Here is a 22,364-nt window from a genome sequence, read left to right on the forward strand (position 1 = left end):
TTAGATTGCCTCTGCTTTAATAATTGAGACACTTAAATCATTATTAACTAATATCGTATCACGTCGCTCTACTCCACCTTCTAATAATTTGGTGGCAATACTATCATCAATTTTTTCTTGCAATAATCTACGTAAAGGACGAGCTCCAAACTCTGGATTAAAGCCAAGATTTGCTAGTTGTTTAATAACATCATCGGAGATTGAGAACAGATAGCCTTTGTCTTCAATTCGCTTTTGAATCTTAGCAACTAATAATTTTGTAATAGAGATCATGGCCTCATTATCAAGTGGTTTGAAGATAATAACACCATCAAAACGGTTAATTAATTCAGGACGCATGGCTTTTACAAGCTCAGTATTTATTAGTTTTTCTTGCAAAACCTTAAAGTCGCCACCTTCACGAACAGTTTGCTGAATTAAAGGAGAACCAATGTTAGAAGTGGCAATAATAATTGAATTGGTAAAATCAATGGTTTTTCCTTGACCATCAGTTAGGCGTCCATCATCCATTACTTGCAAGAATAAATTTAATATATCGGGATGAGCTTTTTCGATTTCATCCAAAAGAATTAATGAAAATGGCATTTTTCTAACTGCCTCCGTTAAATATCCAGACACACCTTCTGGTGAGCCAATCATTTTATTGACGCTGTCACTATTTTGGTACTCACTCATATCAATACGAATCATATAATCTTCACGGCCAAAATAGGTTTCAGCAACAGCTTTTGCTAACTCAGTTTTACCAACACCGGTTGGCCCAAGAAATAAAAAGTTAGCAATTGGACGTTTAGTTTCGCGAAGTTCAACGCGAGCTCGACGTAGAGCCGCTGATATCATTTTTACTGCTTCATCTTGACCAATAACACGTTGATGAATTTTTTCTTCAAGGTTTAGTAAACTCTGACTTTCATCTTGGGTAAGTTTTGTAACAGGAATATGAGTTAACTCTGTAATAACCGTGGCAATTGCTTCACGATCAACAATTTTGTTTTCTTTTCGGGAGGCCAAAACTGCAACAGATTCCAGTACACTAATAGCTTTACCTGGTAAATATGTATCATGCATGTACCGAGCGGTTAAATTTACCACTTCGGCTAATGAGTTATAGGAAAAATATACCCCATATTTATTTTCAATTAAAGGAACTTTGCTCTCAACCATTCTAATAGCTGTATTGATGTCCGGTTCTTTGACTTCAATTTTTGCCATTAAACTTCCAAGCAATGATTTTTCAATATACTTTGCATAGTTTTCATCAGTAACTGAAGCCAAACAATAGATTAAGCCACGACTTATACCGTCGGCCAAGACACTGGCCATATCAAGACTCCCCTCTTGCCCTGAAGTGATCCCCATGATTTTTTCTATATCTTTGATATATAAAATAATATTTTTGGCTCGTGCAACTTCAACTATTACTTGTAATAATCTTTGTTCTGCTGCTTCTGGTGTTAGTCCTCCCAGTAAATGAGCAATATCAATTTCAATTAACCGTTTGTCTTGAAATTGTTGAGGTACATTTTCTAATACCATTCGATGGGCTAAACCGCCAATAACAGTATTTTTTCCAACTCCAAAAGGGCCAATTAGTAACATTCCATTTTGACCCTTTTCAACAACATCAAAAATTTTATGAATTTCTTGATCTCGTTCAACACATAAATCAACTCGACCCCATTTGGCAGCTAATGTCCAATCATAGGAAAATCGATCAAGAAGCGGGGTTTCAAGGGCGGTATAGGCTCTATCCATATTCGAAGAAGGTTTAAACAAGGCCATACTTCGATATTGGCGATAGTTTTCAATTAAGGTATCAGAAAATTGAATCCAGAGAACGGTATTAAGTAATTTAATTCTATCGGTTTCAAGATCATATAAGAGCTCGGCTAATTTTTTATTATGATCATAACAAGGAACTAATAAATCTACTGGTGATATTTTATTACGACCATTTAAGGCAGCACTAGCATAAGCTTCAATAAGAATTTCTTTGGTATCACGATCAAAAATTGGTTCAAAAGGACTCTTTTCAATTGATTGTAAGAGTCTTTCAATGCTTTGCATTAATCTATTTTCTGGAATAGTTAATCGAGAAATAACTGCACTCACCTTTGAGCTACAAAATAAGGCTACAGCAAAGATATGTAAGGCACCAATATGGTTATGTCCAAATTTTCGGGCCAGTAAAAAAGCTTGGTCTAAAACATTTTTGGTTTGCTCGTCCACTCCTTGATATACATTAATTTTGTGAATGTGTTGTTTGTGGATTTCTGCCCAGGGAACATCTTTAACAAACGGTAATGATGTTGTATAGGTTAGGGGTTTGATTATATGCTCGTCATCTTTTCTTTTTATCACTGTATACATAATATACAGAGCTGGGATAGTTGAAATCCAAAAAAGTAACAATAGTGGATGTTGAAAATTCCAAAATTTGAGATTATATAATAGTTGAGGATCACCGGTAATAAAAGTTTCTATAATATTGCCAATTGAAAATAACCACCAAAGTAACGATAGAAGTCCAATACTACAAATTATGAAAGCAAGAATATTTTCAATTTTTTTTCCAACCCTGCTGGCGTGTTGACCACGAATAATTGTTTCGGACAATTTTAAATTAAAGTATAAAAAATTATCACCTTGAAAAGCACCTACACCAAAGCCAGAACAGTTCGGACAGATTAATGTTCGCAACTTACCAGTTCCAGAGCAATTAGCACAGGTCATAAAAGCTATTGGTTGTTTTAGATCTTGGGTTGGCATGTTAAATAGCTTTAAGTAGATTAAACTGATACATTAGTTGAAAAAGAATATAGGCTGGTGCTGTTAGCCATAAAAACACTACAAGGAATACAAAAATAAGCCAAAATAACATAATACCTGAGCGAAATACTATTTGCATCGAGCGTGTTAGGAAACTAATTAATATACCCGCCCAATCGTGCTGGCCATACATTGGAGTAAAAATATTTTTTACCCAGACAAGTAATCCTGTACTTTTTAATCTTTGGCCTAAAAAGTTTTTTGACCACACTATGATATTAAAAAATCCTCTAGTGTACCACCAAAAAGGAAAAAAAATCATATCAAAAATAAATTTGCTGATAATTTTTCCTGAATCAATAATAATGCTATTTAATGTCATATTGAAGTTCTTATATTATACTTAAAACTAGCTAATTTTTCAAATAAAAAAGCCCGCACTGTATAAAGCGGGCATTTAAAAAGACATGGAAAACTATTAGGGAACTATTACTGATAACTTTCGTATTCGACAAGGAATTTTATTTTGTCTATATTTACCCCTTTCCCGATGTATGGAAGCCCATTATCATAAGAAAGAGAAATAGTTTTGAATTTGCCGTCGTAAGCAGATTCAAGCTTTTTTTTGAGACTTTCATCGGTTAACATTGTATCCTTCATCAACTCTTGATAGAAATGGCTTGTAATAATACATAAACCTGAATTAATCAGAGAGCGACCAGATTCATCCTTGAGATAACAAGCAAAAGCGTATAAGTTATCCGGGCGCTGGTTTACATTTTGAATTTCATGAAATGAATTTTGTTGTTGCTCTTTGATTAAGTTTACTAATTCCGTTATGGTCAGAATTTTTATTTCAAGTTTGTTAGGTATCTCTCTAGGCGAATAAAATTTTGACCATTCATCCCTTTGAACACCAATCCAGCTTAAGATGTTTTTTAGCTTAGTAAGAATTTCCTCCAAGCTCTCTGTTGCTTTTATTTTAGTTGTCATTTTCTTTTTATTTATTGTAATTTGTAAAAGGTCAATTAAACTAATTCATAGCAAAATTATAGTTAAGGGTCAAAATATTGCTAAAAATCGCATAAAAATTAGATCTTGACACTATATGATGCTATTTGGTATTATATAATCATATTAATCTCGGCCCAAAAGGGCTGTTTTTTAAACCAGTATGGATAAACTTATTAATTACTTTAAGGCCTCAATTGCTGAAATACGTAAAGTTACCTGGCCAACAAAGAAAGAGACATATAATTACACTATTTTGGTGGTAGCTGTTAGCTTGGCAACGGCCGTCTTTCTTGGTGGTCTTGACTTAGGTTTTAATGAAATTTTGGAATTAGTTCTTAATCGATAATATATGGCAAAACAAACCCTAAACCAAGGACGACGCTGGTATGTACTACATACCTATTCAGGCTATGAAGAAAATGTCGCTCAAAATCTCCGTCAAAGAGTAGACTCTATGGATATGGATGACAAGATTTTTAATATCTTAATTCCAAAAGAAAAAAAGATTAAAATCCATAATGGTAAACGAAAAGTGATTGAAGAAAAAATATTCCCTGGTTATATTTTAGTAGAAATGATTGTAACTGATGATTCTTGGTATGCAGTGCGGAATACCCCAAATGTTACTGGATTTATTGGTACCGGAAATATTCCAACTCCAGTTAGTGAAGAAGAAATCAAAGATCTTCAAAAACGAATGGGTGTTGAAGAACCGAAGTTTCAAATTGATGTATCTGTCGGCTCCCCTGTTCGAATTGTTGATGGACCTTTCAAGAACCTTGAAGGAAAAATTATTGAGGTTGATGATGGAAAGGGAAAAATTAAAGTTTTGATTTCAATGTTTGGTCGTGAAACACCAGTTGAATTAGACTTTTTACAGATTAAGAAACTATAACTTCTGTCATTCCTGTGAAGGTTGCAATGTTTTGTCATTCCTGCGAAGGCAGGAATCTCGTGAATAAAATGTTGTGTCTTTCGCAGGAATAACTGTGATTCCGGGCTTCTACGGAATATTAATTTAATTATATGGCCAAAAAAATACTAACCGTTATAAAACTACAAATCCGTGGAGGTCAAGCTAACCCTGCTCCTCCAGTTGGTCCTGCTTTGGGTCAACATGGACTTAATATTGCCGAATTTTGTGCAAAGTTTAATGATGCAACCAAGGATAAGATGGGTGATGTTGTGCCAGTAGAAATTACTGTCTATGCTGATAGAACTTATACTTTTATCACTAAGACTCCTCCAGCATCCGAGTTGATTAAGAAATTTGCCAAAATTGAAAAAGGCTCTGGAAAACCATTGACTGATAAAGTTGGTTCAATTACTCAAGAACAACTTGAGGAAATTGCAAAAATTAAACTCCCTGACTTAAATGCTCGAGATATTGCAGCTGCTAGTAAAATTATTGCTGGTACTGCTCGTCAAATGGGTGTTGAAATAAAAAAATAATTAATTAACTAATTTGTGGGAGATTTCTTTTGTCACCGGTCAAACGGTTATTTAACAATGAAATCGTCCGCACCACGAAATATATGACAAAAAAAGATGTTAAAAAGACCACTAAAGTAGTTGAAAAAAAAGCTCCTGTTAAAAAAGCAAAAAGCTTTGAATATGATCGGCTTAAGACTTATACAATTGGAGAAGCTATAGAGCTAGTCCAAAAATTTTCCAAAACAAAATTTGACTCCTCACTTGAGGCTCACTTTCGTTTAGGAATTGATACAAAAAAGGGTGATCAACAAATTCGTTCAGCAATTGCTCTGCCTTTTGGTACTGGAAAAACAGTTAAAGTAGCTGCCTTTGTATCTTCAGCAAATGAAAAGGCTGTTAAAGAAGCTGGAGCTGATATTGTTGGTGGTGAAGATTTAATTGCCGAAATTAAGAAAACCGAAAAAACTGATTTTCAAGTTGCAGTGGCTGAACCAGCTATGATGAAAAATCTAGCACAGATTGCAAAAATTCTTGGAACTAGAGGTTTAATGCCTTCTCCAAAGAATGAAACAGTTACTCCAAACCCAGCTTTAGCAGTTGCGGAACTAAAGAAAGGAAAGATTAGTTTTAAAAATGACGATACAGGCAATGTTCATGTGGCGATTGGTAAAGTTTCTTTTTCTAAAGAAAATTTGATTGCCAATTTTGATTCTATTTTAACCGCGATTAAGAAATCAAAGCCAGCGAGTTCTAAAGGTGTGTACATCCAAAGCGCGACTATTTGTTCAACAATGGGGCCAGGAGTTAAGGTTCAAATATAACTTACTTTTAAGTCAAAAAAGAGCCCTCAATTGGGGGTTCTTTTGTTTTTCATAGCATTGTTGACGTGAATCATTTTGATGGATACACTGACTACTATATGATTACACATCGCACAGAAGGAGTTTTATCTTGGGATGAATGTTTTATGAAAATTGCCCAAGTGATTGCTCAACGTTCAAAAGATCCTGGTACACAAGCAGGATCAGTTGTTGTTAATGAAAAAAATATTGTTCTTGGACTTGGCTATAATGGCTGGCCTCGTGGTACAAAGCTTAATGATTTTCCCTGGGAACGTGAAGGAGAATTTACTGAAACAAAATATCCTTATGTTGTTCATGCTGAAGAAAATGCTCTCTATAATGCCAATGGACCAACAGAAAATTGTATTTTATACTGCACCTTATTCCCATGTAACGAATGTGCTAAAACAATTATCCAAAAAGGCATTAAAGAAGTTGTTTATGAAAGTGATAAGTACCATGATACACCAGCCTGGATAGCCTCACGTCGTTTATTTGATGCTGCTGGAGTAACTTATAGGCTATTTAGTTTAATTGACTAGAAATAGTTTATATGATAATTTGTAGGGAAATATTCTTTACAAATTAAATAATAAAAGGAGAAATTATGCCAAACAATCAGGAGCAAATCAAAGAAACTGCTATAGAAAAAAAACGACAAATCTTTATTGATGATGATCTTAAACCTGAGGACAACGCAATGCTTCAGGCACTCTATTCTCGAAGTTCAGAAAGTGCCAAGGATCATTTACTGAAAGTGAAAGAAAAAGGTTCTGGGAAATTTATGTCTAGCTTTTACGTTGGTTATGGTCATGGAAGTATTGGTGATTGTGGAACAACAACAATCTTTATTGAAAATGTTAGTATTTTGACAGCTAAAGCGATTCAGGATTGGCGATTGTATAGTGGTCAAGAAACTAGTACTCGCTATATTGATATGACCCAGCAACCAATATTGGATCCTCTTGCAACCGCTGAATCAAAGGCAATTATGTCGGCTTGGATGGATTTTTATATCTCAAGTCAGGAAGAGTTAAAAGAACACTTGCGATTAACTTTCCCACTTCAAGACAATGAAGTAGAAAAGATTTATGAAAAAGCAATTAAAGCTAGGATTTTTGATATACTTCGTTCATTTCTTCCAGCTGGTATATGTACTCAATTAAGTTGGCACACCAATTTACGCCAAGCGGCTGAGAAACTTGCCTTACTTAATCATCATCCCCTAGCTGAGATACAAAAAATTAGTGAAGAAATTCATTCTTTACTTCAGGAAAAATACTCTTCGAGCTTTGGTCATAAAAAATATGGAGAGCAAGAGGCGTATCGAGAAATTGAAAGTAAAGAATTTAGTTATTATCATAATTCACAATCTCCAGATTTCAGTTTTAAAACAAATATTGATAATAATGAACTTAGGCAATATCTTGAAGTGCTGATTAAAAATCGTCCAATTAAAACAAACCTCCCCTCTTTTCTTGATGAACTTGGTGGTTGTTGGTGTGATTACAAGCTTGACTTTGGTTCTGCACGTGATGCACAAAGACATCGTAACGGAGTTTTCCGTATGCCATTACTGACAACCGAGCTTGGTTTTCATACCTGGTATCTTGATCAATTACCTGCCTCGCTACGAACCAAAGCAGAAAGCTTAATTAAGAAACAAATTAAGGCCATAGCCTGCCTTGATTGCTCGGAGGAAATTCGACAATACTATATATCTTTGGGATTTTTAGTAAGTTGTCGAACGTATTATAGCTTACCGCAAATGGTCTATGTTACTGAACTTCGGTCCGGGATCTTGGTTCATCCCACCTATCGTGAAGTTGCACACAACATGCATCATGCGTTAAAAAATCAGTTTCCTGATTTAGTTTTGCACTCAGATCTTAACAAAAATGATTGGGATATCCGACGCGGAAGTCAGGATATTGTTAAAAAATAAATATGATTATCATTGGTTTAATCGGTCCAATGGCTTCAGGAAAGTCAACGGCTACTGAATATATTGGTAAAGAATATCAGGCAAAGACCTATCGATTTTCTGATATTATGCGTGATGTATTGCAGAGACTATATCTTCCCTGTTCGCGTGACAATCTGATTCAGATTTCTATTGTTTTACGAGAAGAATTTGGTCACGATCTTTTTGCCAAAGCCATGGCTGAGGATATTAAACATGATGATCATAACGAATATATTGTTGTTGAAGGAATTCGACGTGAAGATGATATTGCCTTTCTAGCATTATTACCAAACTTTCATCTTGTCGGGATTACGGGAGAGATTAAAACAAGATATAAACGTTTAACCGCAAGAACTGAAAACTCCGATGATCAACAAAAAACGTATGAAGAATTTCTGGCTGATCATGAGAGAGAAACAGAAAAATCTATTGTTCCATTAATGGAAAAAAGTGAATATTTAATTCATAATAATGGAACAATAGAAGATCTTTATACAGAGATACAAAACATAATCCAAAAGATAAAACAATAAAATATGCAAAACAAAAGTAAGGGCTTATTTTTTGTTATCGATGGAACAGATGGTTCTGGTAAAAAAACTCAAACTGAACTGTTGGTTAAACGTTTAGAACAGGAAGGCTACCCAGTGCTGTCGGTAAGTTTTCCCCGTTATGGAACACCCTCAGCAAAAAGTGTTGAGTTATACTTGGCCGGTGAAATGGGAAATGACCCAAATAAGATAGACCCATACGCAGTTTCTAGATACTATGCCGATGATCGTTTGGCTCATTCCCCGGAAATACAAAATGCATTGAACAACGGTATAATAGTTATTTCTGACCGCTATGTGACAGCCAATATGGGTCATCAGGGAAGCAAATTTACTAATGACCCGGATAGAGATGCATATTTACAATGGCTCTATAAGCTTGAGTATGAAGAAAATAAGATCCCTGTTCCTGATGTAAATTTTATTCTCCATGTTCCTACAGTAATAAGTCAAAATCTTGTTAGCAAACGAGGGCAAAAAAAAGATATTCATGAGAATAATCATGAACATTTGCTCCGTGCTGAACAGACTTATCTCAAACTTCCAGAACTGTTTGAAAAAATGGTTTTGATTGAATGCTGTCAGGATGGAAAATTAATGACAACTGAGCAAATTCACAAAATACTTTGGGAACGTATAGCTCCCCTTTTAAACTGAACGTAAGATAACTCCCCTCAAAAGCCCAGCGTAAGTTGGGTTTTTTCTTTTTATATTGTATGTTAGAATTAGCTTGAAATATTAAATTTTATTCTCCTTCTCCATGAACTACGACGTTATAATTGGCCTCGAAATCCATACCGCTTTGAAGACAAAATCAAAGATGTTTTGTGCCTGCGATAATACCCTATCCATCAAACCAAATACAACTGTTTGTCCTATTTGTCTTGGCCATCCAGGAACACTGCCTGTAGCCAATAAACAGGCCATAGAATGGACGATTCTGCTTGGATTGGCCCTTGGTGCCTCAATAAATAAGGAGTCAAAATTTGACCGAAAAAACTACTTTTATCCAGATCTGCCAAAAGGTTACCAGATTTCTCAGTATGATCAGCCACTCTGCGAAGGTGGGTCTTTAGATGTTAATAATCATACAATAGATATTACCCGTATTCATCTTGAAGAAGATACAGGTAAGTTGTCACACCCAGGTAATACTGATTATTCATTAGTTGATTATAATCGTGCTGGAACACCGTTGGTTGAGATGGTAACAGAACCAGTTATCCCCGATGCAGCGACAGCTAAAGCCTTTTGTCAAAAGTTTCAACAGATCCTGCGCTACTTAGATATTTCTGGAGCTGATATGGAAAAAGGTGAAATGCGTTGCGAAGCGAACATCAGTCTACAGAAAAAAGGTGCCTGGAAGTATAGCAAAGGTCATATACTGCCACTTGACAAAAATACATTAAATTCTAAAGTTGAAGTCAAGAATATTAATTCTTTTAAGTCATTAGAAAAAGCGATTGAGTTTGAAATTAATCGTCAATCTACTTTGTTGGATAATAATGAAACAATACTTCAGGAAACTCGTGGTTGGGATGATACAAAAAATCAAACAGTTGGACAACGAGTTAAAGAAACCTCGGCTGACTATCGTTATTTTCCCGAACCAGACTTACCTCCTCTGCATTTTACTGATGCCGAAATCAAAACAATCAAAGCTAGTTTAACAGAATTACCAGATCAAAAAGCCAAACGTTTTCAAGCTGAATATAATTTATCAGAATATGATGCACTGACTTTAGTTATTGATAAACAACTTGCTGCTTTTTTTGAAGCTGTGGTATCAGAACTTCATGCATGGATCATATCATCAAAAGACAGTTGGGAAAGACAAAATACAATTTTGGCAAAAAATACTGCTAACTGGCTAACTAATGATTTTATTAAATTTATAAAACAAAAAAAACTTGAGTTTAATGAAATATCAATTACTGCTGAAAATTTTGCTGAGTTTATTCTTTTAATTCATAAAGGTAAAATTAACTCTAGTGCAGCACAGGCTATTCTGGACATTATGATTATTAAAGGAGATGAACCTGAGGCAATTATGCGAAATCTTGGCTTGGAACAGATTGATGATGAAGAGCAGATTGTTGGGATTATTAAGCAGATTATGAAGGAGAATCCCTCTTTAGTGGAAGAGTATAAAAAAGGCAAATTAACCCTTTTGCAGTTTTTTGTTGGTCAAGTTATGGCAAAGACAAAAGGCAGTGCTAATCCGGAGACGGTGAAGAGATTACTTCAAAAAACCTTGGTTTAATTGGTTAAGCATCTATATATTCTGTCTGAACTTGATATTTCTTTGGTTATGTGATATAATTTTATAAGTTTTGTTAATATTTAAAAATCAAATGAAAGGAGTAAGAAATGTGGTTAACATTAATACTAAAATGGTTACTTGTTGGTTTTGCTTTTTTGACAATATTTACTGGTTTTAAGGACGGGCATTTTATTGCTTTTTTACTTTTTGGGTTTTTGTTAATTTCAAAAAAGCTAGAAGTTATAATAAAAATTCTAGCTCCCAAAGAGGAAAAAGAAGAAGAATAAACAAAAGTATAAATATACACTGATTTAAAGTGGTGGAGAAATTTTTTCTCCACTTTTTTATTGCCCAATAATAGAAATATTGATATAGTTAGTTTATATGAATATATCTATTTTTGACATAAAGCCTTGGGAGAAAAATCTTTTTTCTAAAGCTTTAAAAAAGCATAAGGTTACTTACTTCACAGAGCCAATTCAAAAAGTAAATATAAAAAAACTTCAGAAAACTGAAATTATTTCTTGTTTTATTACCTCTAAACTTGATAAAAAAATTATTGATCAATTGCCTAGTTTGAAATTAGTCGCGACTAGATCTACCGGTTTTGATCATCTTGATACAAAAACTTTGGAAAAAAGAGCAATTAAAGTAATGAATGTACCAAGCTATGGAGAAAATACGGTCGCTGAACATACCTTTGCTTTGATTTTAACTTTATCCCGAAATATTCATCAATCGTATCTACGTACTCTGAAGAATAATTTTTCTATAGATGGACTTAAAGGTTTTGATCTTTGTCAAAAAACACTTGGTGTGATTGGCACAGGAAGAATTGGTAGTCATGTTGTTCGTATTGCCAAGGGTTTTGAAATGAAGGTTGTGGCCTATGATGGATATCGAAATAAAGCTTTGGCAAAGCAACTTAATTTTAAGTATGTTTCCTTAAAAGAATTATTACAACAATCTGACATTATTACTCTTCATCTCCCCTTTTCCAAAGAAACTGAACATATAATAAATTTAAGTAATATTAAATATATAAAAAAAGGAGCATTATTGATAAATACTGCCCGTGGTGGATTGATTCAAACCTCTGCTTTAATTAAAGCGCTTGATGATAAGATTATTTCTGAAGTAGGGCTTGATGTCCTGGAAGAAGAAAACTTAATTCTTGAAGAACATCACCTACTTTCTCATGGACTTAAACATCGTAAAGCACTTGGAATGATTATAAAAAATCACAAGTTACTTAAGCGTAATAACGTTATTTTTACCCCGCACATCGCTTTCTTCAGTCAGGAAGCTGTTGATCGTATTACTAAGTCGACGATTGAGAATATTCTTGCCTTTCACCCATAATATCTCTCTGCCTTGTTTTTCCCAACGTCGAAACCAGGTCATTTGACGTTTAGCAAATTGGCCTGAAGCAATTGCAAGTTTTTCTTTCATAACTTGCAGAGATATTTTTTTTTGTAAATACTGGGAAATGTATTTATATTCTAAACCAAAAGCTTCAAGCTTTTCCCAGCTCAATCCCTTATTGTGTAACCCCTCAACTTCCTCAATCATCCCCTGTTTAAAGCGGCTATCTAGTCGTTTTTTTATTTTTTGGCGAATTGTATCTAATGAATAATTAATACCTATTACTAAACTGTTATATCGAGGTTTAGATATTCCGTGTAAGTCATTATGTGCCGTATTACTGGATTGTAAAATTTCCAGATATCTTTGCAATCGTTGTTTGTTATTTTTTTCACTTTGATTTAATCTATCCAGAAATTTTGAGTCAAGTCTTTTTATTTGATTATATATTTCTTCAAGTGACAATTTTGACGTTTTGTGGATTTGTATATTATTTAGTTTAGCATCTGAGAGTTGATAGCCATCAACCACTGCCTGGAGATATAATCCACTGCCACCGACTAAAATAGGGGTTATTTTTCGCTTTATAATCCCGTCTATGGCTCTATAGGCAAGAGATTGGTATTGCTTAAGGTTAAACTGATTACTTGGCTCTGCTACGTCAATTAAGTGGTATTGTATAGCTTTACTACCTTTGCCATATTCGTCTAGATCTTTTCCAGTTCCGATATCCATGCCTTTATAGACTTGTCTTGAGTCGGCACTTACTATCTCGCCATTAAACAGACGAGCAACTTCAACTGCCAATTTTGTTTTTCCAGAAGAGGTTGGACCGAGTATTACTATTAGTTTAGGTAAGTTTTTCATGACAGTATTATAGAGGATATATGGAAAATAAAAAAGTCTTACATTTCTGAAAGACTTTTTTACATAAAATTATTTGTCAAATTCCTCTAATAACTGTCTTTGCTTTCGACTTAAATGAGCAGGCGTATCAACAATCACCTCAACCTGATGATCACCACGATCTTTACCACGCAAACTTGGTACTCCTTTATTGCGTAGCATAAAAATTTTACCTGACTGGGTTCCGGAAGGAATTTTTAAACTAACTTCACCATCAACTGTTATCACATCAATATTTGTTCCAAGGGCTGCTTGAGGAAATGTTATATGTGCTTGAGAAAAAATAGTTGTGCCCATTCGTTTAAAGCGTTTGTCAGGGGTGACTGCAATATGAATATATAGATCCCCTGCTTGAGCTCCTTTATGTCCAGCTTCACCTTGACCAGTTAAACGAATTGATTCACCTGTATCAATGCCTGCGGGTATTTTAATTTTAAGTTCTGTTGTTTCTATGGTTGCACCGTTTCCTGAACATTTATGACACGTTTTAGTAATCTTTTTTCCTTCACCCTGACAAGTTGGACAAACAGTCTGCACTTGCATTTGTCCAAAAATAGTTCTTTGAACTTGATTAACAGAGCCAGATCCATGACAGGTTGAACAGTTTTCAATTTTTGATCCAGGTTCGGCTCCATTGCCTTGACACACAGAACAGACAACTGATTTATTTAAACGAATTAATTTCTCAGACCCAAAAATAGCTTCTTTGAAATCAATTTCTAAGCGGACTTCAATATCTCCACCTCTAGATTTTCTATGTCCTTGTGACCGTTGTCCACCAAAACCAAAGATATCACCAAAGCCACCAAAAAGGTCACCAAGGTCATCCATATTAATATTAAAACCTCCTCCGCCATTAAAACCACCCCAGTTGGCTTGTTGTCCACCAGCTTGTCCTGACTCAAAACCTGAACCAAACTGGTCATACCGAGCTCGTCGTTCTTTGTTTCCGAGAACTTGATAAGCTTCATTTAATTCTTTAAACTTCGCCTCATCACCGCCTGACTTGTCAGGATGATGTTTATGAGCTTCTTTACGAAAAGCTTTTTTTATTTCTTCTTCAGTGGCAGTTTTATTAACACCAAGAATTTTATAGTAATCTTTGGACATGAATATGTAATCTGAGAAAAGTTATTTTATTGACCCTTAAAGCCAATTTCTTTTTCATTTTGTTCGGCCTGTTTTATTGGTCCAAACTTCTCTTCATATTTCTTTAAATTATCTGTCATGGCCGCAATCATTCTTTTAAAGTGACCAGGGGTTGTCATGATTTTTGAAACAATCTTTCCAGAAGCACCAGCAATGTTTCCAAAAATTAAATGGAACTCTTCTTCATTATGATTAATCCAAGCGATATTAGCATACTCACCGCCTTGAATCGTATCATTGATTTGGATTTCTTGCTTATTTTCGTTAGACATAAGAATAATTAGTTAATAAAACTATTTCTTTTCTTCAAATTCACCTTCAACAGGAGCTTCTTTATTTTCCTCTGTTCCGGCCTCAGCTTGAGGTTGCTCACTAGTTGCACCTTGGGCTTGTTCAGAGCCTGGTGGAGGTGTTTGTGCTGCTTGATACATGGCTGCACCAATACGTTGAGCCACAGTGTTTAATTCTTCCATAGCCTTTTTCATATCATCATAACGGTCACTATCCTTGATATCAGTTAAGGCTTTTAACTTAGTTTCTAATTCAGTTTTATCTTCAGCTTTCATTTTATCTCCGGATTCTTTTAAGAGTTTATCAGTTTGGAAAACAACAGCATCAACTTGGTTTTTCATTTCCGCTTGTTCTTTCTTTTTATTATCTTCATCAGCATGTAATTCTGCTTCTTTCTTCATCTTTTCAATCTCTTCTTTAGAAAGACCAGAGGAGGCGGTGATAGTAATATGCTGCGCTTTACCTGAAGCTTTGTCAGTGGCTTTAACATTTAAAATACCGTTGGCATCAATGTCAAAAGAAACTTCAATTTGTGGAATACCGCGTGGAGCTGGTGGAATACCATCTAAAATAAATCTACCTAAACTTTTATTATCCCCGGCCATTGGACGGTCACCTTGGACAACGTGAATTTCAACACTTGTTTGACTGTCAGCAGCCGTTGAGAAAATTTGAGACTTTGAGGTTGGAATAGTTGTATTTCTCTCAATTAAGGGAGTTGCTACTCCACCCATTGTTTCAATGCCTAATGATAACGGTGTGACATCAAGCAATAAGACATCACGAATATCACCTTGCATAACTCCAGCTTGAACAGCAGCACCTAAAGCTACTACTTCATCAGGGTTAACGCTTAAGTTTGGTTCTTTGCCAAAAAATTCTTTGACCTTTGCTAAGACAAGAGGCATACGAGTCATACCACCAACCATTACAATTTCTTGAATATCATTAATGGTCATCCCCGCATCAGCTAAGGCTTTTTTACATGGTTCAATAGTTTTATCTACTAAATCTGCTACCAATGATTCAAGTTGAGCCCGAGTCATTTTCATAACCAGGTGCTTTGGTCCACTTGAATCTGTGGAAATAAATGGTTGATTAATTTCTGTTTCAGCAGCTGTTGAAAGTTCAATCTTGGCTTTTTCAGCTGCTTCTTTAATACGTTGTAAGGCAAGAGTGTCTTTTGATAAATCAATACCTTGATCTTTTCTAAACTCATCAATGATCCAAGTAATAATTCGTTGGTCAAAATCTTCACCGCCTAAGTGAGTATCACCATTAGTTGCTTTTACTTCAACTGTATCTTCAGAAATCTCTAGAACGGAAACATCAAAGGTTCCACCACCTAAGTCATAGACAGCAATTTTTTGTCCTTTCTTTTTATCAAATCCATAGGCAAGCGCGGCTGCAGTTGGTTCATTAATAATACGCTTAACATCTAAACCGGCAATTTTCCCGGCGTCTTTTGTTGCTTGTCGTTGTGAGTCATCAAAATAGGCTGGAACTGTGATAATTGCTTCGGTAATTTTTTCTCCAAGCTTTGCTTCAGCATCAGCTTTTAGTTTTGATAAAATCATGGCTGAAATTTCTTGAGGGGAGAATTCTTTGTCTTGAAGTTTAACTTTTACACCTTCGCCAGCTTGCACAATTTTATACGGCATGTTTTTTTGATCACGCTGTACTTCAGCATCATCAAAACGACGACCAATTAAACGCTTAACTGCAAAAACGGTATTTTCTGGGTTAGTAACAGCTTGACGTTTGGCAGTTAAACCAACGAGTCGTTCACCATTTTTTGAAATAGCGACAATAGAAGGTGTTGTTCGGTTTCCTTCAATGTTCTCAATAATTTTTGGTTGCCCACCTTCCATGATTGCCATGGCACTGTTAGTGGTTCCTAAGTCAATTCCTAATATTTTTGGCATAAATTTAAAGTTATTATAGGTTAGTTATTTAGATACTAGTATTCGAGACCCTGATAAGGACAGAGAGCGGGGATACCAGGTGTCACGAGATTCCCGACCAAGTCGGGGATGTCACTTCGTTTCATTTCGTGTCACTTAGTTTCAATTTTAATTTTATTTGGTAAAGCTTCTGGTGCTTTTGGGATAATAATTTTTAACACTCCTGACTCAGCAACTGCTTTAGCAAGATTTCCTTGAACATGAGTTGGTAATGGAATACTGCGATAGAAACTGCCTCGATGAATTTCTTTACGGTAATAATTTTTTTCATCAATTTCACTTTGTTTTTCTCCTTCACCCTTGAGAGATAACACATTGTTTTCTATGGAGATATCTACTTTATTTGGGTCAATGCCGGCTAGCTCAGTTTCTACAATGACATTATCCTTATCTTCATACATATCAATGGCGGGCATAAAGTTTTGATTACGGTTGACTGTTGGCAGTAAACTTCCAAAACTCTTTTCAACCTCATCAAATGAATCAAAGAATGGTGTCCATTTTATTAGTGACATATATTTTTAGTTAAATGTTAAAAAAGTTATAAGGTTTATTAAGAACCTTTATTAATTGTAAATACTGCTACTCGAGCAGGTGCTATAACTTTATTATTTAGCGTATAGCCAGCTTTTAATTCCTCAGCTACAGTATGATCTAGTTTTTTTTCAGTAGTTTCTCTATTCTCAACTGCTTCCATTGTAGCTGGATCAAATTTTTCTCTTTCTGTTTGAATTTCCTTTACGCCTGCTTCTTCAAGGACTTTTCTAAACTGCTGAATGACGTGTTGCAAGCCAGTTAACCATGATTCATTGCCCTCGCCACCAGAATGTTTAAGAGAAAGTTTTAAATTATCATAGACTGGCAAGAGATCAAGAATCAAAGCTTCATTAGCATACAAAATGGCATCACGTCGCTCTTTGGTTGTTTGACGTAGTAAATTCTGATAATCAGCCAGCGCTTATTTATATTTATGCTCTAGCTCATCTGCTTGAGCCTTTAGCGACTCTATGTCAGTAGTTGACTCATCACGAGTTACTTCATCAGTATTTTGTTGTTCTATTTCATCGGACATATTTTTTATTTAATATCAATTTGTTTTAAAATATAATTTAATCTAGATAAATTTTGGGCATAGTCCATCCTCATTGGTCCAATTAAACCAATAAGCCCGACACTTTTTTTTCCGTGAAATCGGCTAATAATAGTTCCAGAAAAAGACCCAAAGGGACTTTGTTGACCAATTAGAATTTGTGGAGTGAAATCTACAGATTCAAATATATCGCCAATAATTTCATCTACTCGATCAATAATTAGAGAAATGTCATAAACCAAAGAAGAGTGATTAAATTCAGGCTGTTGTAAAAGATTAGAAACGCCGGTGTAATAGACGTGATTTTTATGAAAAGCCCAGATAACTGCTAAATTTGACTGGTGAGCAAGTTGTTTGGCTATTTGTTTGGCATCATTTTCTTCTTTAATATTTGATTCAAAAAGAGCCTCTTCTTTTTTGACAAAGCATGGGTCTTCATTGTTTCAATATACAGGTTATAGGCTTGCTCAGTTGGAATACGACCGGCTGATGTATATGGTTGAATTATCCAGCCATCATTTTCAAGTTCAGCCATTTCGTTTCTAACTGTGGCCGGACTGCAGTCAATTTGATACTTTTCAACAACAATATTTGAAGCAACTGGCTGACCAGTAGCAATATGTTCTTGAATTATTATATCTAATATTAGCCTTTTTCTTTCATCCATAGTATTATATAATAATTTTAGCAAAATTAGCAGTCAGGTGTCAAGAGTGCTAATTTGGTAGATTATAAGAGTCTAGGTTATAATACTACACACAAACACCAAAGCAAAAATTTTCATTAAAAACTAAATAAATTGATCATGACATTTGAAAAACCGTTGATGCTTGGTTATGCTAAAAAATTTCCCTTTTTCTTTTAATCAAGAATTATGGAAATTTAAAATATATAACATAGCTGACAAAGATACAAAGGAGCAAAAACAAATTGTACCGGAAAATTCAAAAACCTTAGACTTCCAAATTCTAAGAGTCTTAACTAAGGTTGGTTATCATTACAAAATAACGGGGAATCCCGATAGACCGGTAGAATATTTTGTTCAAGAGGACATTATGTATTTAAAAAGAAATATAAAATATAAATTAAATGCTTTACTGTCTTTATACGAATGGGAAGAAAGTCGTAGCGGTCATGAAGTTGTAAAAAATCAATTAACCGGTTTTCAGAGATTAATTGGAACTGGAAAATTGAATATTGATCGTAAAAAAAATAATGGATATTTTTTCTGGACAGGACTAAAATCCTTCGGAAGAATTTATCTATTAGTTCCAGGGTATTATGGTAGAAAAATTGGAAAGTATCAAGAGTATATTAGAGTAAGCGAAGATACAAATATTAAAGATGCTTCTATTATATATGATCCAAAAAAGTATATAATAGTGCCAAAGTTTTTCTAATACACTGCCCGCTGCTAATCTACAGCGGGCATTTTTAATACAAAAAAATTATTTCTTTTTATATTCTCCAAAATACCATTGTAAAAATTCTCTTGCAACTGGTGTGGCAGCCACACTTCCCTCTTTGCCCTCTTCAACTAAAATCGTAATAACAAGTTCTGGGTTTTCAAAAGGAGCAAAGCCAGTAAACCAAGCGTGTGGATCTTTTTTTGAAGACCACTGGGCAGTTCCAGTTTTTCCAGCTGATGAAACTGGTAAGACACTCAAACTACGGGCACTACCTGATATAGTTGTTTCTTTCATGCCCTCTCTCACAATCCTAACAACTTCAGGAGATACAATATTTTCAGCCAGTGGTTTTGGTGAAATATGTGTTACCAAGTGACCGTCTGGTGATCTAACTTCTTTGACTAGATGAGGCTGAAACAGTGTAGATCCATTTGCAAAATACGATGTATAGGCTGATACTTGCAGTGGAGTTGTGATTAAATCCCCCTGACCAATTGCCACATGATACGTATCACCAATATACCATTTTTCTTTTTTAACTTCTTCTTTCCAGGCCTTTGTTGGAACAAATCCCGAAGCTTCGTTTGGCAAATCAATTCCCAGAGTCTGACCTAATAAAAACTTTTTTAAGTATACTACCATTTTATCAATTCCAAGACCTTGAAAATCATTATGCCCTCCACCAATATAGTAAAAAAAGGTATTAACTGATTCAGCAATGGCTTTACGAACATTACTGACACCGTGTCCGCCGGCTTTCCAATCTGGGAATGACCATTGACCGACTTGAAGACCCCCTGTACTCAAAAATGAGGTATCAGAGCTAATAATTTTTTCTTGAAGGGCAGCGGCGGCGATTATAGGCTTAATTGTTGATCCAGATGGATATTCACCACTTACGGCTCGATTAAACAATGGTTTATCTATTGATTGCTCCAAGGATTGATATTCCTCAATGGTAATACCACGAGCAAAAACATTAACATCAAAAGTAGGCAAGCTTACTAAGGCTATAATTTCGCCATTTTGCGGATTCATAATAATTCCAACTCCTTTTTGGCGGTTCAGCTTTTTTAAATTATCACTTAAAATTTCCTCTAATTTCTTTTGGATGTTAGCGTCAATTGAAAGTATTAAGTCATTACCTGGAATTGAAGTTAATTCACTAACCACACTTTTTTCTTTACCCAAAGCAGTTACTTCAATTTGCTTAACACCAGGCTTGCCTCTTAATTCTTTTTCCCAAGTTTTTTCTAAACCACTTTTTCCAATATAATCAATTTGTGTATAGTCCTTACTATCTTTTTTTAATTCCTTTTCACTAATTTTTCCCGTATACCCAAGTATATGTGAAAAAGATAAACTAGGTGTTTGATATTCACGTCGACTTTTGCTTGATAAAATGACTCCAGGTGAAGAAAGAGATTCCAGATAGGTCTTTATAGCTGCTTCATAAGAAATATTATCGGCTAAAAATATTGGTTGATAATACTCGAGTTGTGATGGTTTGATGCTTTCAATAGATTTAATAACTTCTTCTGAATTAAATTGACCTGTTAGATTGGCTAATTTTTCAAAAAGATTTTTTCTTTCAGTGATATCTTTTGGTAAATCGGCTGGAATACAATATAAAAGAAAATTAGCTATATTATGAACAAGTGGCTTCTCGTTAGAATCATAAATAGTCCCTCGACTAGCTTCTAACCTCTCTAATCGTAAGCGATTTCCATTAGCCATATCTCGATAATACTCACCTTTAGCAATTTGAAGCCAGAGTAAACGAGTGCCAAGTAAAATTATTAAACAAGCAAGACACCATTTTAAGAATACTAAAAATGTTGTATTAAAATGATTGGCAACTGTTTCTTGGCCTTCACCAGTTGGCGTAAAAGCATCCTCAATCCAACCTCGTTTAAAACGACCGGCAAAATCACCATATTTAAGTCTCCCCTCTTGAATAACAAAGGGGTTAGTATTTTTTCTTTTATTTTTTCTCTGAATCATCATATTTTGTAACCTCTTTGTGCTAGAAAAACCGGTCGAAGTCGTTTTGTAGCTGCATTAATCAAATAGAAAAGTACTGTGGCTATAGCAATACTATACAAAATAGTTACGCCTTGTTCAGTAAAAAAAGTTGGCCAAGAAATACTTCGTTGTTGAATACCAATATACACTTCAAGAAAAAGACTTGAGTTATATAACAGTACAGAAACTCCAGAAACAAAAGCAATGGAATATAAAGAACGGTTTGTCATTACTTGTTCAAATAAAATATATATAGCCGCAAGAGCTAGACCTAAACCTAAGAAATGTAGGCCATAAACTCCAAAGGAAAAAAGTTCCAAAAAATAGCTACCACCAATTACCCACCATGCTGAATAACGAATATTACCAAGTAAAAAAACAAATAATAACATAATAGGGAAAAGATGCACCCGATGTAAGCCTAAAGGTAAGCGACTCATAAAGGCAATATCAATCAGTGCAATAATAATTATTAAAATTAAGTGACTGATAACTTTTATATACACAATATTATTTTATTACGGTTACTATTTTAATATTAGTAAAATTACTAATTGGTTTAACCAAAGCATGCTGCCAGAGTTCATTACCATCTTTGATTACTTGGTTAATTCGACCAATAACTAGTCCAGCCGGCATCCCCTCTTCTAAACCAGAGGTAACTACAATTTGATTTTCTGAAATTTGCTGGCTATGGGGGATAAAATCAATCTTTAGTGTAAGTGATAAATCACTTTGAATTACGCCAATAGTTTCTGGCTGACCCTGAATAGCCACAGCTATTCGGCAAGAATTATCAAAAAGTAAGCATCCTTGGGAAATATGGTCTTTTGTTTCTGTTATTTTTCCAAGTAATACGCCTTCATTATCAACTATTGGCATTCCAATAGTAATACCATCAAGGCTCCCATGATCAAGGGTTATACTCTGCTGTTGGCTAAAACTATTTGGTAATCCGCGAGCAATAACGTTAGAGATAACATATAATCGAGGACTTGCATTAAAAAAATCAAGGAATTTTCGTAGGGTAATATTTTCTTGCTCAATTTCTGCTACTCGTGCGTTTTCAACAATTAATGTATTATTTTCAGTAGTAAGTCTTGATACTTCATTTTGTAATTGATCTAAGTTTTTTTCACTATCTGAACTAGTAGAAAATATATCTCCAAACCAATACGTTAAACGGACAAATGGAGAAAGAAGTTGACTCATTCCTTCATTAATTGGTTTTAAAATATTAATTTGCTGTCCTATTACTAAAAAAATAGCAATTACTGCCATAGCGATAAACGTAAGCAGGGATTTTTTTTGTTGCATAAATTGGCT

At 34.7% G+C, this 22,364-nt stretch carries 26 protein-coding genes; 12 read left to right on the top strand and 14 right to left on the bottom strand.

Going from position 1 to position 22,364, the window contains the following annotated elements; all coding sequences use genetic code 11:
* The 3 genes from IPN41_02505 to IPN41_02515 all read right to left on the bottom strand — a co-directional run bounded on the left by IPN41_02505 (position 1) and on the right by IPN41_02515 (position 3,762).
* Positions 1 to 2,769, bottom strand: a complete 2,769-nt coding sequence (locus tag IPN41_02505) for an AAA family ATPase (GenBank protein ID QQS59979.1) — start codon at positions 2,767 to 2,769, stop codon at positions 1 to 3.
* Position 2,770: 1 nt separating this feature from the next.
* A complete protein-coding gene (locus IPN41_02510; GenBank protein ID QQS59980.1) occupies positions 2,771 to 3,151 on the bottom strand; it encodes a hypothetical protein in 381 nt (126 codons plus the stop codon).
* Between the two features lie 107 nt (positions 3,152 to 3,258).
* Complete coding sequence (locus IPN41_02515; protein QQS59981.1) at positions 3,259 to 3,762, bottom strand: hypothetical protein; 504 nt, start codon at positions 3,760 to 3,762, stop codon at positions 3,259 to 3,261.
* Positions 3,763 to 3,943: 181 nt separating this feature from the next.
* Between IPN41_02515 and secE the strand changes: the two genes are divergently transcribed.
* The 11 genes from secE to IPN41_02570 all read left to right on the top strand — a co-directional run bounded on the left by secE (position 3,944) and on the right by IPN41_02570 (position 12,201).
* Positions 3,944 to 4,129 (top strand): preprotein translocase subunit SecE, encoded by a 186-nt coding sequence (gene secE, locus IPN41_02520; GenBank protein QQS59982.1) that lies wholly within the window; start codon positions 3,944 to 3,946, stop codon positions 4,127 to 4,129.
* A 3-nt stretch (positions 4,130 to 4,132) separates the two neighbouring features.
* Positions 4,133 to 4,678 carry a transcription termination/antitermination protein NusG gene (nusG, locus tag IPN41_02525; protein QQS59983.1) on the top strand — a complete coding sequence of 182 codons (546 nt, stop codon included), beginning with the start codon at positions 4,133 to 4,135 and terminating at the stop codon, positions 4,676 to 4,678.
* 131 nt (positions 4,679 to 4,809) lie between these two features.
* Positions 4,810 to 5,235, top strand: coding sequence for a 50S ribosomal protein L11 (gene rplK / locus IPN41_02530; protein ID QQS59984.1), 426 nt, complete (start codon positions 4,810 to 4,812; stop codon positions 5,233 to 5,235).
* Positions 5,236 to 5,318: 83 nt separating this feature from the next.
* Positions 5,319 to 6,038: a 50S ribosomal protein L1 gene (gene rplA / locus IPN41_02535; GenBank protein ID QQS59985.1), complete on the top strand. Its 720-nt coding sequence runs from the start codon at positions 5,319 to 5,321 to the stop codon at positions 6,036 to 6,038.
* Positions 6,039 to 6,136: 98 nt separating this feature from the next.
* On the top strand, positions 6,137 to 6,601 hold the full coding sequence (locus IPN41_02540; GenBank protein ID QQS59986.1) for a dCMP deaminase family protein: 465 nt from the start codon (positions 6,137 to 6,139) through the stop codon (positions 6,599 to 6,601).
* 65 nt (positions 6,602 to 6,666) lie between these two features.
* Positions 6,667 to 8,004: an FAD-dependent thymidylate synthase gene (locus tag IPN41_02545; protein ID QQS59987.1), complete on the top strand. Its 1,338-nt coding sequence runs from the start codon at positions 6,667 to 6,669 to the stop codon at positions 8,002 to 8,004.
* 2 nt (positions 8,005 to 8,006) lie between these two features.
* Complete coding sequence (locus tag IPN41_02550; protein ID QQS59988.1) at positions 8,007 to 8,558, top strand: AAA family ATPase; 552 nt, start codon at positions 8,007 to 8,009, stop codon at positions 8,556 to 8,558.
* A 3-nt stretch (positions 8,559 to 8,561) separates the two neighbouring features.
* Positions 8,562 to 9,233 carry a thymidylate kinase gene (locus tag IPN41_02555; GenBank protein ID QQS59989.1) on the top strand — a complete coding sequence of 224 codons (672 nt, stop codon included), beginning with the start codon at positions 8,562 to 8,564 and terminating at the stop codon, positions 9,231 to 9,233.
* Between the two features lie 103 nt (positions 9,234 to 9,336).
* The gene (gene gatB, locus IPN41_02560; protein ID QQS59990.1) at positions 9,337 to 10,839 is read left to right on the top strand and encodes an Asp-tRNA(Asn)/Glu-tRNA(Gln) amidotransferase subunit GatB; all 1,503 of its coding nucleotides are present in this window, start codon (positions 9,337 to 9,339) and stop codon (positions 10,837 to 10,839) included.
* 107 nt (positions 10,840 to 10,946) lie between these two features.
* Complete coding sequence (locus tag IPN41_02565) at positions 10,947 to 11,126, top strand: hypothetical protein (protein ID QQS59991.1); 180 nt, start codon at positions 10,947 to 10,949, stop codon at positions 11,124 to 11,126.
* Positions 11,127 to 11,223: 97 nt separating this feature from the next.
* Positions 11,224 to 12,201, top strand: a complete 978-nt coding sequence (locus tag IPN41_02570) for a hydroxyacid dehydrogenase (protein QQS59992.1) — start codon at positions 11,224 to 11,226, stop codon at positions 12,199 to 12,201.
* Here the strand turns inward: IPN41_02570 and miaA are convergent.
* The 8 genes from miaA to IPN41_02610 form a co-directional block, all read right to left on the bottom strand.
* Positions 12,088 to 13,071: a tRNA (adenosine(37)-N6)-dimethylallyltransferase MiaA gene (miaA, locus tag IPN41_02575; protein ID QQS59993.1), complete on the bottom strand. Its 984-nt coding sequence runs from the start codon at positions 13,069 to 13,071 to the stop codon at positions 12,088 to 12,090. The two genes, IPN41_02570 and miaA, sit on opposite strands and share 114 nt — an antisense overlap.
* Positions 13,072 to 13,140: 69 nt before the next feature.
* On the bottom strand, positions 13,141 to 14,220 hold the full coding sequence (dnaJ, locus tag IPN41_02580; protein ID QQS59994.1) for a molecular chaperone DnaJ: 1,080 nt from the start codon (positions 14,218 to 14,220) through the stop codon (positions 13,141 to 13,143).
* Positions 14,221 to 14,246: 26 nt separating this feature from the next.
* Positions 14,247 to 14,531, bottom strand: a complete 285-nt coding sequence (locus IPN41_02585) for a DUF3467 domain-containing protein (GenBank protein ID QQS59995.1) — start codon at positions 14,529 to 14,531, stop codon at positions 14,247 to 14,249.
* 21 nt (positions 14,532 to 14,552) lie between these two features.
* Positions 14,553 to 16,475, bottom strand: coding sequence for a molecular chaperone DnaK (gene dnaK, locus IPN41_02590; GenBank protein QQS59996.1), 1,923 nt, complete (start codon positions 16,473 to 16,475; stop codon positions 14,553 to 14,555).
* 131 nt (positions 16,476 to 16,606) lie between these two features.
* Entirely contained in the window at positions 16,607 to 17,029 is a 423-nt protein-coding gene (locus tag IPN41_02595; GenBank protein ID QQS59997.1) for an Hsp20/alpha crystallin family protein, read from the bottom strand.
* A 38-nt stretch (positions 17,030 to 17,067) separates the two neighbouring features.
* Complete coding sequence (locus IPN41_02600) at positions 17,068 to 17,469, bottom strand: nucleotide exchange factor GrpE (GenBank protein QQS60802.1); 402 nt, start codon at positions 17,467 to 17,469, stop codon at positions 17,068 to 17,070.
* A gap of 122 nt (positions 17,470 to 17,591) precedes the next feature.
* Positions 17,592 to 17,993, bottom strand: coding sequence for a hypothetical protein (locus tag IPN41_02605; protein ID QQS60803.1), 402 nt, complete (start codon positions 17,991 to 17,993; stop codon positions 17,592 to 17,594).
* Positions 17,963 to 18,271, bottom strand: a complete 309-nt coding sequence (locus IPN41_02610; protein ID QQS59998.1) for a hypothetical protein — start codon at positions 18,269 to 18,271, stop codon at positions 17,963 to 17,965. The genes IPN41_02605 and IPN41_02610 overlap by 31 nt, the downstream gene beginning before the upstream one ends.
* 169 nt (positions 18,272 to 18,440) lie before the next feature.
* Between IPN41_02610 and IPN41_02615 the strand changes: the two genes are divergently transcribed.
* A complete protein-coding gene (locus IPN41_02615; GenBank protein QQS59999.1) occupies positions 18,441 to 19,004 on the top strand; it encodes a hypothetical protein in 564 nt (187 codons plus the stop codon).
* A gap of 48 nt (positions 19,005 to 19,052) precedes the next feature.
* Here IPN41_02615 and mrdA read toward each other — a convergent pair whose 3' ends face one another.
* Genes mrdA through IPN41_02630 form a run of 3 tightly spaced genes read right to left on the bottom strand, consistent with a single transcriptional unit; the run spans position 19,053 to position 22,355 of the window.
* A complete protein-coding gene (gene mrdA / locus IPN41_02620) occupies positions 19,053 to 21,020 on the bottom strand; it encodes a penicillin-binding protein 2 (protein QQS60000.1) in 1,968 nt (655 codons plus the stop codon).
* A complete protein-coding gene (locus tag IPN41_02625) occupies positions 21,017 to 21,544 on the bottom strand; it encodes a hypothetical protein (protein ID QQS60001.1) in 528 nt (175 codons plus the stop codon). Before IPN41_02625 ends, mrdA begins: the two co-directional genes overlap by 4 nt.
* A 4-nt stretch (positions 21,545 to 21,548) precedes the next feature.
* On the bottom strand, positions 21,549 to 22,355 hold the full coding sequence (locus tag IPN41_02630) for a rod shape-determining protein MreC (GenBank protein ID QQS60002.1): 807 nt from the start codon (positions 22,353 to 22,355) through the stop codon (positions 21,549 to 21,551).
* Between the last annotated feature and the right edge of the window lie 9 nt (positions 22,356 to 22,364).

The sequence above is a fragment of the Candidatus Falkowbacteria bacterium genome, assembly GCA_016699775.1.
Classification (GTDB): domain Bacteria; phylum Patescibacteriota; class Patescibacteriia; order Patescibacteriales; family Patescibacteriaceae; genus Patescibacterium; species Patescibacterium danicum.